The sequence below is a fragment of the Telmatospirillum sp. J64-1 genome, from assembly GCF_006980715.1.
Classification (GTDB): Bacteria; Pseudomonadota; Alphaproteobacteria; order Rhodospirillales; family Magnetospirillaceae; genus Oleiliquidispirillum; species Oleiliquidispirillum nitrogeniifigens.
The window spans coordinates 1-12,969 of the sequence record NZ_SBHN01000005.1 but is presented as its reverse complement, the minus strand read 5'-3'; the positions used below and the strand labels follow the sequence as shown (position 1 = coordinate 12,969).

Sequence of the window (12,969 nt, the reverse complement as noted above, 5' to 3'; positions counted from 1 at the left end):
CGTTCAGTATTATTGATGGTGTCACATGGACAGCACGGATCTGGCCTTTTTCGCTGCGGTGGTGGAGGAGGGCGGCGTCACCGCAGCGGCCCGCCGCCTCAACTGCGTCCAATCCAACGTGACCGCGCGCATCCGCGCCTTGGAGGCGGAACTCGGGGTGGCCCTGTTTCATCGCAACGGGCGCGGTGTCCAGCCGACGCGGGCGGCGGAAGTGCTGTTGCCCTATGCGCGGCAGGTCGCCGCCACCCTGGCCGAGGCCCGCCTCGCCGTGCGGGATTTGCTGGACCCGGGGGTGGTGCAGGGGCCGCTCGTCATCGGTTGCATGGAAACCACGGCGGCCATGCGCCTGCCCGCGATCCTTGCCGCCTATCACCGCGACTTTCCGCAAGTCGAACTGGCGCTGGAGACCGGCCCCACCGAATTCCTGCTGACCGCGCTTTCCAATTTCAGCCTGGACGCCGCTTTGGTCGCCGGTCCGGTGGAGGATCCCGCTCTCGAGGCCGAGCTGCTCGGGGTGGAGGAAATGGTGATCGCCGCTGCCGCCGCAGGCCCGGCATGGCCGGACTTGCTGTCCCGTCCCGGCTTGGCGGCGCTCAGCTTCCGGCGCGGTTGCGCCTATCGCGAACGACTGCTGGGGCTGCTGTCCTTCCTGAACGCCCGGCATGTACGGATCCAGGAATTCGGGACGCTGGAGGGGATCATCGGCGGCGTGGCCGCAGGGATCGGCGTGGCCCTGCTGCCCCGGATGGCGGTGGAGGGCTCCCGCCTGGCCCATGCCGTCCGCCTATATCCGGTGCCTGCCCCGTGGAACGCGGTTCCCACCGTCCTGGTCCGCCGCCGCGGCTCCCTGGTGACGTCCGCCCTGCGCCATTTCGGCGAATATGCCCGCATCGGCTGGCAGGAGGAGCGGGCGGTCGCGTGACGGCCGCGCTCTATCCCTGGCCGCGGAGGCGGGGTGAGGCCGAGACGGCGAGGGCCGCGACCGCCACGGTCAGGGGGATGAACGAGACCCAGAGGACGGTATCCCAACCATAGGTCGCCAGCACGCCCCCGGATGCGAAGGAGCCGACGGCCATGAACCCGAACACGATGAAATCGTTGATCGACTGCACCCGCGTCCGTTCCTCGGGGCGGTGACATTCCAGCACCAGGGCAGAGGCCCCCAGGAAGCCGAAATTCCAGCCGACGCCGAGCAGGATCAGGCTCAGCCAGAAATGTCCCACCTCCACCCCCGCCAGCCCGGTCACGGCACTGGCGGCGATCAGGGCAAGGCCGGTGACCACGATGCGATTGGCGCCGAAGCGCGAGATCAGCCGCCCGGTGAAGAAGCTTGGGGCATACATTGCGATCACATGCCATTGCAGGCCCAGATTGGCCGTCTCCTGCGGCAAGCCGCAAAGCCGCATCGCCAAGGGGGCGGCGGTCATCAGGAAGTTCATGAGCAGGTAGGAGACGATCCCGCAGGTCACGGCGGTGATGAAGCGGGGCTGGCGCATGATGACGCCGAGCGGCCGACCGGCGGCAGCCTTCCCTCCCGTCGGCACCGGCAACCGGACCCCGAGGAGGACGAGGGCCGAGATGAAGGCGACGGCGGCTTGGGCCAGATATGTCGCCGCGAACATGTAAGGCAGCCACAGATCCATCGTATGGGTGACGAGTTGCGGCCCGATGACGCCCGCGAACACCCCGCCCGCCATGACGGCGGACATGGCCCGTGGGCGTCGCTCGGGCGGGGCACAATCGGCGGCGGCAAAGCGGAATGAAAGCACCACGGCGGCATAGGCGCCGCCGAAGATCATTCCCGCGCAGAACAGCCAGAACGACCCCATGACCACCGCCAAAGCGGAGAGCAGGCCGACGAGGACGCCGCATCCCGTTCCCGTCAGGAAGGCGGCGCGGCGGCCATGGCGCCGGGCAATGACACCGGTGGGCAAGGTGAAGACCGCCATTCCCACCACAAAGATGGAGATCGGCAGGGTCGCCAGCGCAGGATTGGGCGCGAGCATGTTGCCGACGATGGCACCCGTTGCGTACACGACGACCGCGTTTGAACCGGCAAGCGCTTGGGCGACGGTAAGGCGCAGGACGTTGCCCAACTCGTGTTCGTACGAATTTGCAGGCACGCGCTCTGTGTCGGTGCCGGCCTCGGCGTGAGACATGATTTCCTCGTGATGCCGATGGGGCGGTTGCTCGAAGAGTATCTGCCGCCCATTATGAGCGGAAACGGTTTGCACTCAACAGGGCTGACCGATCCCCTCTGCCGTTCCATTGCCTAATCTCCATTCCTCCGTCGTAGCTGACAGCGCTGATGCGACGGTCGAGACAGATGCTTATGGACGAGCGTTTCGTTCGAGAGATCCTCTCCGATGAACGACTGGTCAATTTCCTCTTGGGAACTTACTACGAGCACTGAACGAAGGCGAAGTGAGACCTATCGAACAGGAAAACGGGAATGATTGAGGAGTACCGTCCCGCCTATGGCAGCCTTGCCGCCTTGATTTACAATCTTGATAAGCCTGTCGGGCGCTCCTTTGGCGATATCGAATTCTATCGCAACCGCCTCAAGGCGGCAGGCGCAAGGAATGTGCTCGAACCTGCAGCGGGCAATGGGCGGGCCCTCATTCCTCTGGCGAAGGCCGGCTTCACCATGACCGGCTTCGACAACTCCGCCCACATGCTCGGCTTCCTCAAACGCAACTGCGCCGACCATGGCGTATCCCCAGACATCAAGGATGCCAGCTTCGACGACTTCGAGTTCGACAGGCGTTTCGATGCTCTCGTTCTGCCCGCGGGCTCGTTCCAGCTCCTCTAGGCATCTTGATGACACCGATCTCCTGGGTAGCTGACAAGGTCGGCGGGCTTTTCGGAAAAAAAGATGCACCAGTAATTCCCCCTGAAATGATTCAGGCGGCAAATTCTTTGGGAGCCAATAAGACAGTCGATCTTCCCATAGAGACGATCTATGCGGCAAAACTCCAGGGAACTTCTACTGTCATGCCTGATCTGGAGCCTGCCGTGGCGGCGGCAAGCCGCGCACCCGCCATCCAGGAGCCGCGTCCCATCCGCACGACGGCGGTGGCGGCGGTGGCTGCCGTTGCGGCTACGTCGCCCGTCGCGGCGGCGGCACAGGCCCCGGCACCTGTTACCCAGCACATCCAGATCACGGTAAACCCGGCCCCCGGCATGGACGAGGCCGCCCTGGCGCGCGAGGTCCGGCGGCAGCTTGAACTCGCGCAATCCCACGACCGCGCCGCCGCCCGTAACCGCCTCTATGATGGGACCGAATAATCATGTCCGCGCCTCTCATGGCCTTGGGCCTCTTTACCTTCGGCCTCAGTACCGCCCCCTTCAACGAGATCAAGCGATCCACTCAGGAACGCTGGGAAAGCCGGAACCCGGTCGGTGCGGGACCGACCTACCAGCATCTCGGCCCGGGCGAGGATACCATCACCCTGGACGGCGTTCTGATGCCCGAACTGACCGGCGGCCCGGCCAATCTCGATAAGCTGCGGGCCATGCAGGCCAGCGGCAAGGCGTGGATAATGGTCAGCGGGCAGGGCGAGAACCTGGGCAAATGGTTCATCCAGTCCGTGGATGAAACCCAAAGCCATTTTGCCGGTCCCGGCTTGGCACGCCGCATCGCCTTCACGCTGAAGCTGACCCGCTACTGGGATGAATCCTCCGACCGGCTGGGCAACCTGATGGACAGTATGCCGGAGGCACGATGATCCCGGCCTTCGCCATCACCGCCGACGCCATCGACGTTACCGGGCGCTTGGCCCAGCGCCTGATCAGCCTGCGCCTGACGGACAAGCCGGGAATGGAAGCCGACGAGGTGGAAATCGTCCTCTCCGATGCCGACGGCGCCCTGAACTTGCCCCGCCGGGGTGCCACGCTGCGCGTGGCCATCGGTTGGCAGGGCGAGCTGGTCGAGAAGGGCAGCTTCCAGGTGGACGAGGTTTCCCATTCCGGCCCGCCGGATGTCCTTACCATCCGCGCTCGGGCGGCTCAGTTCCAGGGGCCGCTGAAGGACCAGCGCGAGGAAGCCTATGACGGCCTGACCCTGGGCGAGATCCTGACGGCCATCGCCAGGCGCAACAACCTGGTCCCGGCCCTTGAGGCGGGGCTGGCAGCAACCGTCATCGCCCATATCGACCAGACCAACGAAAGCGACGTCAATTTCCTGACCCGCCTGGGTCAGGACTATGACGCCATCGCCACCATCAAGGGCGATCACCTGCTGTTCATGCCGTCCGGGCATCCTGTGACCTTGAGCGGTCGCCCCCTGACGCCCGTCCATGTCGCTCGGTCGGATACGGATCGTCATGACTTCACCATCGCGGATCGCGGCTCCTATACCGGCGTGCGGGCGAAGTGGCGCTATCTCTTCAGTTCCGCCACCCTCTACGCCATCGCAGGCGAGGAGGGGGGCAGCATGAAGACGCTGAAACGGGACTTTCCGACGGAAGAGGAAGCGCAGGCGGCGGCCAATGCGGAACTGGCGCGCCTGCGCCGGGGGCAGAAGGAAATCCGCCTTTCGCTGGCCAAGGGTCGCCCTGAGATCATCGCCAACCGGCCGCTCACTCTGTCAGGCTGGCGGCCCGAAATCGACAACACCCAATGGCTGGCGGGCGAAGTGGTGCATACCATCGCCGATGGCGGCTATGTCACCGAGGTGACGGCGCAGACGGTGGGGTGAGACTTAGTTGGAAAGGGGAGCGTCTTCGTCTGAAAGTTCATGACGAATGGCGGTGCGGCTCGTCGCCCAGGGGAAAACCGCCGGGTTCGGCCCCGCCGTGCCCTCCGTGCCTTGAGGCAGTTTTTCCGGTGTCAGTGGATGAGCGGACACTGCCAGTGGGGACCGAGATCGGCGGCTATGCGCCCATTCGCGACGTTTCCGACTTGGGGATCAGACGTCTACTTCTCGCCAGAGATGGACATTGGCGAGCGCATCCCCCATCGTGAGTTTGGTACCGTTGTCTACGCAAGCGTTGAAGCCTGGAAAGGGATAAAGACGCGATTGATTTGGTTTATAAAGCAATGGATCTAAATAATGACCAGAGCAATTGATGAAATTGAAAAATTTGAACGGCAATCTGATGCGATTATCGAAAAACTGTCAATCTGGCATCTACCGATACGAAGTCTGCTTTCGCTAATATATCTATCTGCTGATGAAAAATACGTGGGCACTCGATTTAACAGAACGCGCCCACGCAATGACGACGTGGGGACTGAAATAATCACACGCATGTCCTATGTCGCCCGACTCTTTCGCAAATGCTCCCGCGAAGTTGGGGCCGGGATCGATGACGCGCTCAGTGTCGTTGATGATCAGTTCAAGACAGATATCGACCAGTTGTTGGGGTATGCACACTTTTGCGAGATCATGCCCTTGGTGCGGCGAGGCTTCTTCTCTGTCCAGCACGAGCCATCCGTGTTCGCGCTGACCCATCCAGACGAAGAGTTCGTGAAACACGAAGAGAACGACATTGTGATGTCGGAGATGGTCTTGCCTCATGATCGCGAACCGCCTCCATATCCAATCGAGAACTGCAAAATAATGATCAAGGATTGGCCTTACATCCCAGGAGATTCCTTGGTCGAAGTTTTGGATGACGCCTACGAACACTACATCGAGAACGTATTTGAGCTTCCACTTCTTAGTGACGAAGCGTTTGATGAATGTTTTGGCTTTTCACGCAAAGATTTTATCCAAATCCGAGCGGCGCTTATGGCTTACGCCGACTTCTGCTTGGGGATGGCGGATGCTGCAGAACTGCTTTCCGGACGTGCATTCACTCGCCCGCGCCGACAAGCGCTTCAGAGAGAAGTGCGCGAATGGGTGTCGCCCCTTCTGAACAGAAACCACATAATTGGATGCGCCGCAGGTCTATCCGGGGTGGAGCCTGATATGGCGGAACGCATCGTGGACCTCTTCACGATCGATCTAGACAATCTCGACCGATCAGGCGTTGGCGAGGGTTTCTTTCCACCGTTCCTCAGACTTGGGGACGCGCTTCTGTTCTCTCCGCATGCCGTAAAACGAATGATGCCAGAAAGAAACCTTCTGTACGCAACTGTGCGAACAGACAAGAAAAAGTTCGACAATGTGGTCTCACGCCACCTCGAGCCGGCTCTTCTAGAAGATGCAGCCCGGTTCTTGGCGACACTACCGGGCATCGAAGTGGCAAAGAACGTAAATTGGGAGAAAGGAGAACTCGATCTCATCGCGTATCACGAAGCTTCAAACTCGGCGTTTCAAATGCAGGCCAAAGCGGGCGTACCTCCGCAGGGGGCTCGCATGGTGGCTCAGGTCGAGTCGCGGACGCTTGAGGCTGCGAAGCAAATCAGGCGCTTTCTTAGTCTCAGCAGCGACGATAGGGATGCAATTTGTTCGTCTGCGATTGGGCGGAAGGTCTCGGGCGTTGTCTGGAGTAGTGGTGTCTTGGTTCGGACATGCCTTGGCACAGAAAAGGCATGGAATGGGATTAAGGGATATGTTCCGCTGAACCCCGTGCTGTTACGTTCAGCCATAAAAAAAATGGCGACGCACGCGGAGTTTTCATTCGCAAATTTAGGTAATGCAGTTGAAGAGGAATTGGCCAGTCTCCGCGCAAATGCTGTTCTCGGATGGGAGAACAAGAGCTTCGACCTCTTTGGCACTAAGATCGAGCTACCACTGCTAAACCTCAACTACGACGCGATACGGGCCTTCCGGGACGACGCCATGAATTGAGAAGCCAACTTGTTGATTGAGAGCACATATATGGACCAATAGTCACGGCAGCTTTGGCCCGCGAATCAGCCGTTAGTAAGCGCTTCTTTGATGGCGGCTATCGGCCCCACTAAGCCATAGCGGTTGCCGCTCGGCTGGCTGCTTCCAGGTCCGTTTACAACGGTTAAGCAGACATCCGAGCGGCAACCGTTTACAGTCCGCTCCCGCCCATCTCAGCGGGGCCACTTTCTATCAGAGCCAAGCTCTCAACTATGAGTAAATGTGGCAGCTGCCTCTAAATGTGCCGATAGATGTTGACCGACTTAGTGTCTCCGGCATCCGTGCCCCCCTCTCGGCGCATGCCCCATGCGCCACTGACAAAGAAAAGAGGATGGTATGGAGCGCAAAGACCTCGAAGACCTGATCCGGGGCAGCATCAAACCGGCCAAACAGCGGGACCATCAGCAGGGCGACCCGGCTATAGATGCCCTGGCCAAGGGCTGCCCCGAGATCATTGCCAACCGGCCGCTCACCCTGTCAGGCTCGCGGCCCGAAATTGACAACACCCAGTGGCTGGCGGGCGAGGTGGTGCATATTATCGTCGATGCCTGCTATGTCACCGAGGTTACATAGCAGGCGTTCTTGTAATTACTTGTCAGAGAGTTTGTTGGACATATGAATGATCGTTTAAGAAAGAGACTTCAGTCTAAAAAGCATAAGCTCTTCTTTCTTTGTAAAACGTATTTCTAGCAATTTAGTATCTCCTTGAGCTGGGAGCCAGCGGTATTCGGCCGGTCTGTCATCATTTTCTATGCATGAAGATGCAAGTTCGACATATCTCCATCCTTCTCTAACTCCATCCACCTTGAATGATATGGTGTATCCGCCTTGTGGTAAGTTTCCTTTTACGCAGAGACAGTTAGGTGCGGCCATGTTTTTCCTCTTTCTATATTATTAAACAATTTATGGTGTGTTTTTTTGTGTGGCAAATTTTTGTGCTAGTCGGCATAAAGGTATATCTGGGATAATTTCTGAAATTATTAATCAAAAGGTAAATAATGAAAAACAACTAAATAAAAATTTATTTTATTATTGGTGTGAATTAAAAAATAATTTTTACTTAATAATTTATTTTTCTTAAATATAAAAGTATTTTAATTACATTTGCTGCATTTATTTTGATTTTGATATCATTTCGTTTGTTCCGTAATATATTATTTTATGCGAATTGGGAGCCTGATCATAGAGTGTTTCCCTTTCCCTGCTGGCGTCCAATTGGCTGTTGATCTCGTCTTCCTCTCCGGCATCCGTGCCCCCTCTCGGCGCATGCCCATGCGCCACTAACAAAAAAGAGAGAGGATGATATGGAGCGCGAAGACCTCGAGGCCTTGATCCGGGGCAGCATTAAACCAGCCAAGCAGCCGGTTCCTCAACCGGGCGACCCGGCCATCGATGCCCTGGTCAAGCTGGCCATCCTGGCGATCACTGCCGCGACCATGCTGGTTATCGTGACGCGAGTCGTATGATGTTCCCCATCTGCGCCAGGTCCACCGGCGTCGCACTGCTGCGGCGCTGCTCGATGACGAAATCATGCAGGGCCAGCGCCAGTTCCGAGAATTTGGCCGGGCTGGCATAAACGACGTCGCCATCCCTGGTGGCGCCGATCATCGCTTGCAGCACGTCCTGCATCACGTCCGCCCGCAAGGCTCGATTATTATCGGGATGCACGGCCAGATCGGCGCCGCCGCCGGCACATAGCCATTTGAAATCGACCCCGGCCGACCGAGCTAGGCGCCACAGCCCTTCGACCGGCACCTTCACCGATCCCGCCAGCCATTTGTTGAACTGTTCCGTGGTGACGCCCGCCGCCTGGGCGGCTGCGCCTTTGCTGGGAAAGCGCGCCGTCACCACCGCCAGGCGTTCGCCCAGCTCGCGCCGGTAGGTCTCAACATCGTCCATCAGGGCACCGCATCACGATTAAGATCGACATAATTCGCCAAATTGGCGACTATCTTCGCCATTTTCGCTTGCAAATACCGATTTTAATCGGTATCCGTTCAACGATGTTGAAAACATCCCTCGATTTTACTCGAGAGGCAACTATGCACAACGATTGGGCGAGAGAAAAAATCAAGGCGGAACTGGCGCTGAGGGGGCTCAGCCTCAGCAGTGTCGCCCGTAACGCGGGCCTCGACCGCACCGCCGGCACGATCGCCCTGAAGCGGCATTGGCCCAAGGCCGAACAGGCCATCGCCAAAGCCATCGGCAAGAAGCCCGAGGAAATCTGGCCGAGCCGATATCCGACAACGAGTGGCGAGGAACCTCCGTCGTGAAGGTGATCGCCATGCCGAAATCCAGCAACAAGACCCAGTGCCCGCACTGCGAAACCGACTGCAAGACGGTCAAGACCAAGCAGATTTCGCGGATGTACCGGGAAGTCACATATGTCTGCCAGAACCCGAAATGCGGCCATATCTTCGTCGCGTCCGTGACGCCGGTGCGCACCCTCGCACCCAGCGCGGCGCCATGCGATGACGTCCGCATCCCGGTGCTGGCCTAGTCGCTCAACGGGGGATCAGCATGTACCAGACGGCAATACCGGCTTATGGGGCAGGGCAGGGGGCACGACTATCCGCCCCCCATCCTGTCGCCACTCGCTCAGGCCAAGCGCTGTGCTGCCAGTGCGTGACGGGCAGCATCGGCCAGGAAGGCCGAGCGCTTGCCTTCCCCGGCAACCCGGTCGATCTCCTCGATCAGGTTTTCGTCCATGGTGATGTTGATCCGTTTCACCCGGCCCGGCACGCCGACTTCAATCAGCACCCGGACCACTTCCTGTACGTCGGCGTCGATCTCAATCTTGTCCAGCGGGGTCGGATCGGGGATGGGGTCGCCGTATTCGGCCATGACGGCGATATGCCCCGTCAGGGCTTCCTGGCCCATCTCGACCGTTTCCTCGATGCTGTCGCCCGCACTTCCGCAGCCGGGAAAGTCGGGAAAGAAGATGCTATAGCCGGGCTCCTCGCCCCGCTCGATGATGCCCACATAGCGTCGCCGCATGTCACTGTCTCCGCTGTTGGCGGGAATGGTTGCAAAGAAGGGGAAGGAAGCTGCTTATCGCAGCTTCACCCCGGCCTGTTTCTCGATGCTCCTGACGGTCCCGACCTTCATGTCCTTCTTGGGGTGGGGCACCGTGGTGGTTCCTGGCTTTGTCGGGTGGCGGTAGTGGTGATGGCTGCCGTTGACCCTGACCAGATACCACCCATCGGCTTCGAGCCTTCGGATGATCTCTCTGCTGTCCATTCCCCTGTCCTCGTTACTTATGTGTGTATAATACACATAGTTGGCAAGGAGGTGCAAGCGGAAAGATGTGTGTTATACACACAGATCATTGTGCTGCTAATCGGCGGCCTTGATGCTCAGGGCAGCTATGTTCAGTTCGCGGGCGACAGTCATGGAAACTTGGCGTCCATCGACCACGATCTCGTTGCCACCAGCTTGGATCGCATTGGACATCCATTCCAGGCTGTTTTCCCAATCGGGCACAGTGAATTTTGCCAAGGCGACCATGCGCAGAAGGTTCGTGGTGTTCTGTTCCTCGTTCTGGGAAAAGATCAGCATCAATCCCATGGAAGAGGCTTCGTCTTCTATGGCCTGCACTTCGCTGATTGCGGTGCCGGATTTCCCCACCCATTTTTCCTGACCATCGACGGACATTCCCTGTTCCTGGGCGAAGCCGAGTTCGGTGAAAAACTCCAAGGCATTGCTCTTGGAAATGCCGATGCCATGAACAACCAGCGGTTCTATTTCTTCCGTGGAAGCGGTCACAGGAGTAGCCGGAATTGTCTCGACTTTGGTTTCCTCGGTTGTGGCCTGCGCTTGGTGTTGATCTGCTTCGGGCGCCGGGGTGATAGCTACTCCGGCGCCCAATACCACCAGCAGCACAACAAGGGACGAGGCGAAGGCTTTCAGCCGGCTCGGATTCTCCGCTTTGGGCAGAATGAGCTTGGGCTTGATCAGGCTGACCACGACGCCGATCAAGGCTATCAGCGTCAAAAATCCGAAGAGAGCTTCCATAGGTTTTCCCCCTGTAGGTTACGAAATTCAACCCAGAAGGGAACGCTCTTCACCACCAGAAGTCGAGTCTCTCCTTCCATCACTGTTGAATTCCTCCCCTTGCACGGTGGCGCTGCCCGGCCTATCGTAATCATTGAAGGCGTGAGAACCTTCAGGAGCACCAAGAGCGGACAGCCGCCCCGTCAGCCTGCGGCTATTTTTGCGCCCGGAGTTTGTCCGGCGCGCATCTCGCTTCGGCGGGAGGGCGGTGAATACAACACCCTTCGGGGGAATAAGCCCGCTCAAGCCCTGACTCTTGGCAGGTTCCTTGGGTTCTCACCCTCCCGCCACCAGCGGCGCCGTGAGAAGCCCCACTGGTGGTGCGTTACCCACGCCACCAAGAGGGCTTGTGTCATGACCGACATCCCCATACCCGAAGTGCGCCTGCGCCAATTGCTGCGGGTCGCCCGCATGCTGGCCGCCGTCGCCATCACCCGCGCCGACATGGCCGATCGCGCCCGCCTTGCCGGACATTACGAATTCGCGGCCCAGGTCGAGGCCTCGGCCATCGCCATGGGGCGTGAGGCGTTGAGCGCGGTCGTCTTCCTGCAGGACCTGCTGGCGCAGACCGGCCCCGACACCACCGAGACGACCGAAGGCTGAGCCATGCGAGAGGACATCCGCGAGGATGTCCTGCGCCGCCTGAAGTCCGACTTCCGATTCAAGGAACGCGGGCAATGGCTGCAGCAGGGCACCTGCCCCAAGTGTAACCACAAGGAAGTGTTCACATCGGCCGAGACCCCCTGGGTCGTGAAATGCGGCCGCGAGAACAAATGCGGCTGGTCGGCCACGACGAAGGAGCTCTACCCCGACGCCTTCGGCAAGTTCAACGAGCGCTTCCCCGCCACCACCGAAGACCCCAATGCCACGGCCGACGCCTATATGGCCTTCGTCCGCGGCTTCACGCCATCCAAGATCAAGGGCTGGTATCGCCAGGGCCATTATTCCCACCCCAGGGGCAACCGAACCACCGCCACCGTCGTCTTCGATCTGGACCGGACAAACGGCATCTGGATGGAGCGCCTGGTCGAAACCGTGCGCGTCACGGAAGAAGACGGCACCACCGAAGAGCGCAAGGCCAATTTCGTCGGCCCCCACAAGGGCCTGTGGTGGCAGCCGCCCGGCATGGCGGTTGAGGATGGTGACGAGATCTGGCTGGTCGAAGGCTGCCTGGACGCCATCGCCCTGCATATGCACGGCATCAAGGCGGTGGCCACGCTGTCCTGCAACAACTATCCGGCCACCATGCTGGATGCCCTGACGACCAAGGATGTCACCTTGGTTGGGCGCTGGACAATGATCCCGCCGGCAAGAAGTACACCAAGAAGCATATCGCCCGGGCCCACCAGGAAGGATTCAGCAACCGTTGCGCCCTGATCCCGCAGAAGGGCCGGAAGAAGACCGACTGGAACGATTTGCATCTGGCCGGGGATCTGGAGCCGAAGGATATCGAGCGGTATCGCTTCCACGGCGATCTGCACCTGGCGGCGAACGCCATGGAGAAAGGCCTGCTGATCTGGCAGCGCCATGGCTCCCGCGCCTTCGCCGTGAAGCACGATTACCGCACCTTCTGGTGGGAACTGCCCGACGACATCTATGCCGCCAACCTGAAGGCGATCGAAGACGGCACGATCCCTAATCCCGCTTCCGATGTGCCCGACGAGGTGGTGGCGGCGAAAAAGTCGGCCAAGGTCTTCACCATCGCCAATTGCGACATCGAATTCCTGTATTTCCAGCAGAACAAGCTGACCGACGAAAGCTGGTACTATACCCGCGTCCAGTTCCCGCATGGCCGCCACGTCATCAAGAACACCTTCACCGGCGGCCAGGTCGCGGCGGCAGCCGAGTTCAAGAAGCGTCTTCTCTCGATCGCGCCAGGGGCTCTATTCAGTGGCAATACCGGCCAGCTGAACTGGCTGGTCTCGCATTATCTCGATGACATCAAGATCGTCGAAACCACGCCCTTCATCGGCTACAGCAAAGAGCACAAGGCCTGGGTCTTCCCCAGCTTGGCCGTTACAGGCGGGCAGGTCTACGAGCGGAACGAAGAAGACTTCTTCGAGATCGGCAACCTCTCGATCAAGTCCCTCAACCAGTCCCTGCACCTGCATATCGGCGACCAGCGGGAATACCGCCAG

The 12,969-nt window shown here is 59.4% G+C and carries 18 protein-coding genes; 13 read left to right on the top strand and 5 right to left on the bottom strand.

Going from position 1 to position 12,969, the window contains the following annotated elements; translation table 11 throughout:
• Window positions 1–25 precede the first annotated feature (25 nt).
• On the top strand, window positions 26–922 hold the full coding sequence (locus EPD66_RS06025; RefSeq protein ID WP_142847591.1) for a LysR family transcriptional regulator: 897 nt from the start codon (window positions 26–28) through the stop codon (window positions 920–922).
• A 10-nt stretch (window positions 923–932) separates the two neighbouring features.
• Here EPD66_RS06025 and EPD66_RS06020 read toward each other — a convergent pair whose 3' ends face one another.
• Window positions 933–2,234, bottom strand: a complete 1,302-nt coding sequence (locus tag EPD66_RS06020; protein ID WP_255448383.1) for an MFS transporter — start codon at window positions 2,232–2,234, stop codon at window positions 933–935.
• Window positions 2,235–2,452: 218 nt separating this feature from the next.
• Here EPD66_RS06020 and EPD66_RS06015 point away from each other — a divergent pair, with 218 nt between their 5' ends.
• From EPD66_RS06015 to EPD66_RS24000, 7 genes are all read left to right on the top strand, one after another.
• Window positions 2,453–2,812: a bifunctional 2-polyprenyl-6-hydroxyphenol methylase/3-demethylubiquinol 3-O-methyltransferase UbiG gene (locus EPD66_RS06015; RefSeq protein WP_142847589.1), complete on the top strand. Its 360-nt coding sequence runs from the start codon at window positions 2,453–2,455 to the stop codon at window positions 2,810–2,812.
• A 182-nt stretch (window positions 2,813–2,994) separates the two neighbouring features.
• Window positions 2,995–3,288, top strand: a complete 294-nt coding sequence (locus tag EPD66_RS06010) for a hypothetical protein (protein WP_142847588.1) — start codon at window positions 2,995–2,997, stop codon at window positions 3,286–3,288.
• A 2-nt stretch (window positions 3,289–3,290) separates the two neighbouring features.
• Window positions 3,291–3,728 (top strand): phage tail protein, encoded by a 438-nt coding sequence (locus EPD66_RS06005; protein ID WP_142847587.1) that lies wholly within the window; start codon window positions 3,291–3,293, stop codon window positions 3,726–3,728.
• Complete coding sequence (locus tag EPD66_RS06000) at window positions 3,725–4,699, top strand: contractile injection system protein, VgrG/Pvc8 family (protein WP_142847586.1); 975 nt, start codon at window positions 3,725–3,727, stop codon at window positions 4,697–4,699. Before EPD66_RS06005 ends, EPD66_RS06000 begins: the two co-directional genes overlap by 4 nt.
• A gap of 354 nt (window positions 4,700–5,053) precedes the next feature.
• Window positions 5,054–6,739, top strand: coding sequence for a hypothetical protein (locus EPD66_RS05995; protein ID WP_142847585.1), 1,686 nt, complete (start codon window positions 5,054–5,056; stop codon window positions 6,737–6,739).
• Between the two features lie 375 nt (window positions 6,740–7,114).
• Complete coding sequence (locus tag EPD66_RS05990) at window positions 7,115–7,351, top strand: hypothetical protein (protein WP_142847584.1); 237 nt, start codon at window positions 7,115–7,117, stop codon at window positions 7,349–7,351.
• A 731-nt stretch (window positions 7,352–8,082) separates the two neighbouring features.
• A complete protein-coding gene (locus EPD66_RS24000; RefSeq protein ID WP_185961277.1) occupies window positions 8,083–8,244 on the top strand; it encodes a hypothetical protein in 162 nt (53 codons plus the stop codon).
• Here EPD66_RS24000 and EPD66_RS05985 read toward each other — a convergent pair.
• Window positions 8,222–8,677: a hypothetical protein gene (locus tag EPD66_RS05985; protein WP_142847583.1), complete on the bottom strand. Its 456-nt coding sequence runs from the start codon at window positions 8,675–8,677 to the stop codon at window positions 8,222–8,224. The two genes, EPD66_RS24000 and EPD66_RS05985, sit on opposite strands and share 23 nt — an antisense overlap.
• Window positions 8,678–8,820: 143 nt before the next feature.
• On the opposite strand from EPD66_RS05985, the gene EPD66_RS05980 reads away from it, so the two are divergent.
• Both EPD66_RS05980 and EPD66_RS05975 read left to right on the top strand, forming a co-directional pair.
• Window positions 8,821–9,051 (top strand): helix-turn-helix domain-containing protein, encoded by a 231-nt coding sequence (locus EPD66_RS05980; RefSeq protein ID WP_142847582.1) that lies wholly within the window; start codon window positions 8,821–8,823, stop codon window positions 9,049–9,051.
• Window positions 9,048–9,278 carry an ogr/Delta-like zinc finger family protein gene (locus EPD66_RS05975; RefSeq protein ID WP_142847069.1) on the top strand — a complete coding sequence of 77 codons (231 nt, stop codon included), beginning with the start codon at window positions 9,048–9,050 and terminating at the stop codon, window positions 9,276–9,278. The genes EPD66_RS05980 and EPD66_RS05975 overlap by 4 nt, the downstream gene beginning before the upstream one ends.
• A 98-nt stretch (window positions 9,279–9,376) precedes the next feature.
• Here the strand turns inward: EPD66_RS05975 and EPD66_RS05970 are convergent, their stop codons facing one another.
• From EPD66_RS05970 to EPD66_RS05960, 3 genes are all read right to left on the bottom strand, one after another.
• The gene (locus EPD66_RS05970) at window positions 9,377–9,775 is read right to left on the bottom strand and encodes a type II toxin-antitoxin system HicB family antitoxin (protein ID WP_142847581.1); all 399 of its coding nucleotides are present in this window, start codon (window positions 9,773–9,775) and stop codon (window positions 9,377–9,379) included.
• Between the two features lie 54 nt (window positions 9,776–9,829).
• The gene (locus tag EPD66_RS05965) at window positions 9,830–10,018 is read right to left on the bottom strand and encodes a type II toxin-antitoxin system HicA family toxin (RefSeq protein WP_142847067.1); all 189 of its coding nucleotides are present in this window, start codon (window positions 10,016–10,018) and stop codon (window positions 9,830–9,832) included.
• A 96-nt stretch (window positions 10,019–10,114) separates the two neighbouring features.
• Window positions 10,115–10,792 (bottom strand): hypothetical protein, encoded by a 678-nt coding sequence (locus EPD66_RS05960; protein ID WP_142847580.1) that lies wholly within the window; start codon window positions 10,790–10,792, stop codon window positions 10,115–10,117.
• 393 nt (window positions 10,793–11,185) lie between these two features.
• Here EPD66_RS05960 and EPD66_RS05955 point away from each other — a divergent pair, with 393 nt between their 5' ends.
• The 3 genes from EPD66_RS05955 to EPD66_RS05945 form a co-directional block, all read left to right on the top strand.
• Window positions 11,186–11,434 (top strand): hypothetical protein, encoded by a 249-nt coding sequence (locus EPD66_RS05955; protein WP_142847065.1) that lies wholly within the window; start codon window positions 11,186–11,188, stop codon window positions 11,432–11,434.
• Between the two features lie 3 nt (window positions 11,435–11,437).
• Window positions 11,438–12,208, top strand: a complete 771-nt coding sequence (locus EPD66_RS24555) for a toprim domain-containing protein (protein WP_142847579.1) — start codon at window positions 11,438–11,440, stop codon at window positions 12,206–12,208.
• Window positions 12,121–12,969 (top strand): toprim domain-containing protein (locus EPD66_RS05945; RefSeq protein ID WP_370511867.1); only part of this gene is annotated, 849 nt, incomplete at its 3' end. The genes EPD66_RS24555 and EPD66_RS05945, both read left to right, overlap by 88 nt.

Coding starts and splice junctions, on each gene's coding strand:
- EPD66_RS06025 (WP_142847591.1), top strand. CDS start 26: ATGGACAGCACGGATCTGGCCTTTTTCGCTGCGGTGGTGGAGGAGGGC.
- EPD66_RS06015 (WP_142847589.1), top strand. CDS start 2,453: ATGATTGAGGAGTACCGTCCCGCCTATGGCAGCCTTGCCGCCTTGATT.
- EPD66_RS06010 (WP_142847588.1), top strand. CDS start 2,995: ATGCCTGATCTGGAGCCTGCCGTGGCGGCGGCAAGCCGCGCACCCGCC.
- EPD66_RS06005 (WP_142847587.1), top strand. CDS start 3,291: ATGTCCGCGCCTCTCATGGCCTTGGGCCTCTTTACCTTCGGCCTCAGT.
- EPD66_RS06000 (WP_142847586.1), top strand. CDS start 3,725: ATGATCCCGGCCTTCGCCATCACCGCCGACGCCATCGACGTTACCGGG.
- EPD66_RS05995 (WP_142847585.1), top strand. CDS start 5,054: ATGACCAGAGCAATTGATGAAATTGAAAAATTTGAACGGCAATCTGAT.
- EPD66_RS05990 (WP_142847584.1), top strand. CDS start 7,115: ATGGAGCGCAAAGACCTCGAAGACCTGATCCGGGGCAGCATCAAACCG.
- EPD66_RS24000 (WP_185961277.1), top strand. CDS start 8,083: ATGGAGCGCGAAGACCTCGAGGCCTTGATCCGGGGCAGCATTAAACCA.
- EPD66_RS05985 (WP_142847583.1), bottom strand. CDS start 8,677: ATGGACGATGTTGAGACCTACCGGCGCGAGCTGGGCGAACGCCTGGCG.
- EPD66_RS05980 (WP_142847582.1), top strand. CDS start 8,821: ATGCACAACGATTGGGCGAGAGAAAAAATCAAGGCGGAACTGGCGCTG.
- EPD66_RS05970 (WP_142847581.1), bottom strand. CDS start 9,775: ATGCGGCGACGCTATGTGGGCATCATCGAGCGGGGCGAGGAGCCCGGC.
- EPD66_RS05965 (WP_142847067.1), bottom strand. CDS start 10,018: ATGGACAGCAGAGAGATCATCCGAAGGCTCGAAGCCGATGGGTGGTAT.
- EPD66_RS05960 (WP_142847580.1), bottom strand. CDS start 10,792: ATGGAAGCTCTCTTCGGATTTTTGACGCTGATAGCCTTGATCGGCGTC.
- EPD66_RS05955 (WP_142847065.1), top strand. CDS start 11,186: ATGACCGACATCCCCATACCCGAAGTGCGCCTGCGCCAATTGCTGCGG.
- EPD66_RS24555 (WP_142847579.1), top strand. CDS start 11,438: ATGCGAGAGGACATCCGCGAGGATGTCCTGCGCCGCCTGAAGTCCGAC.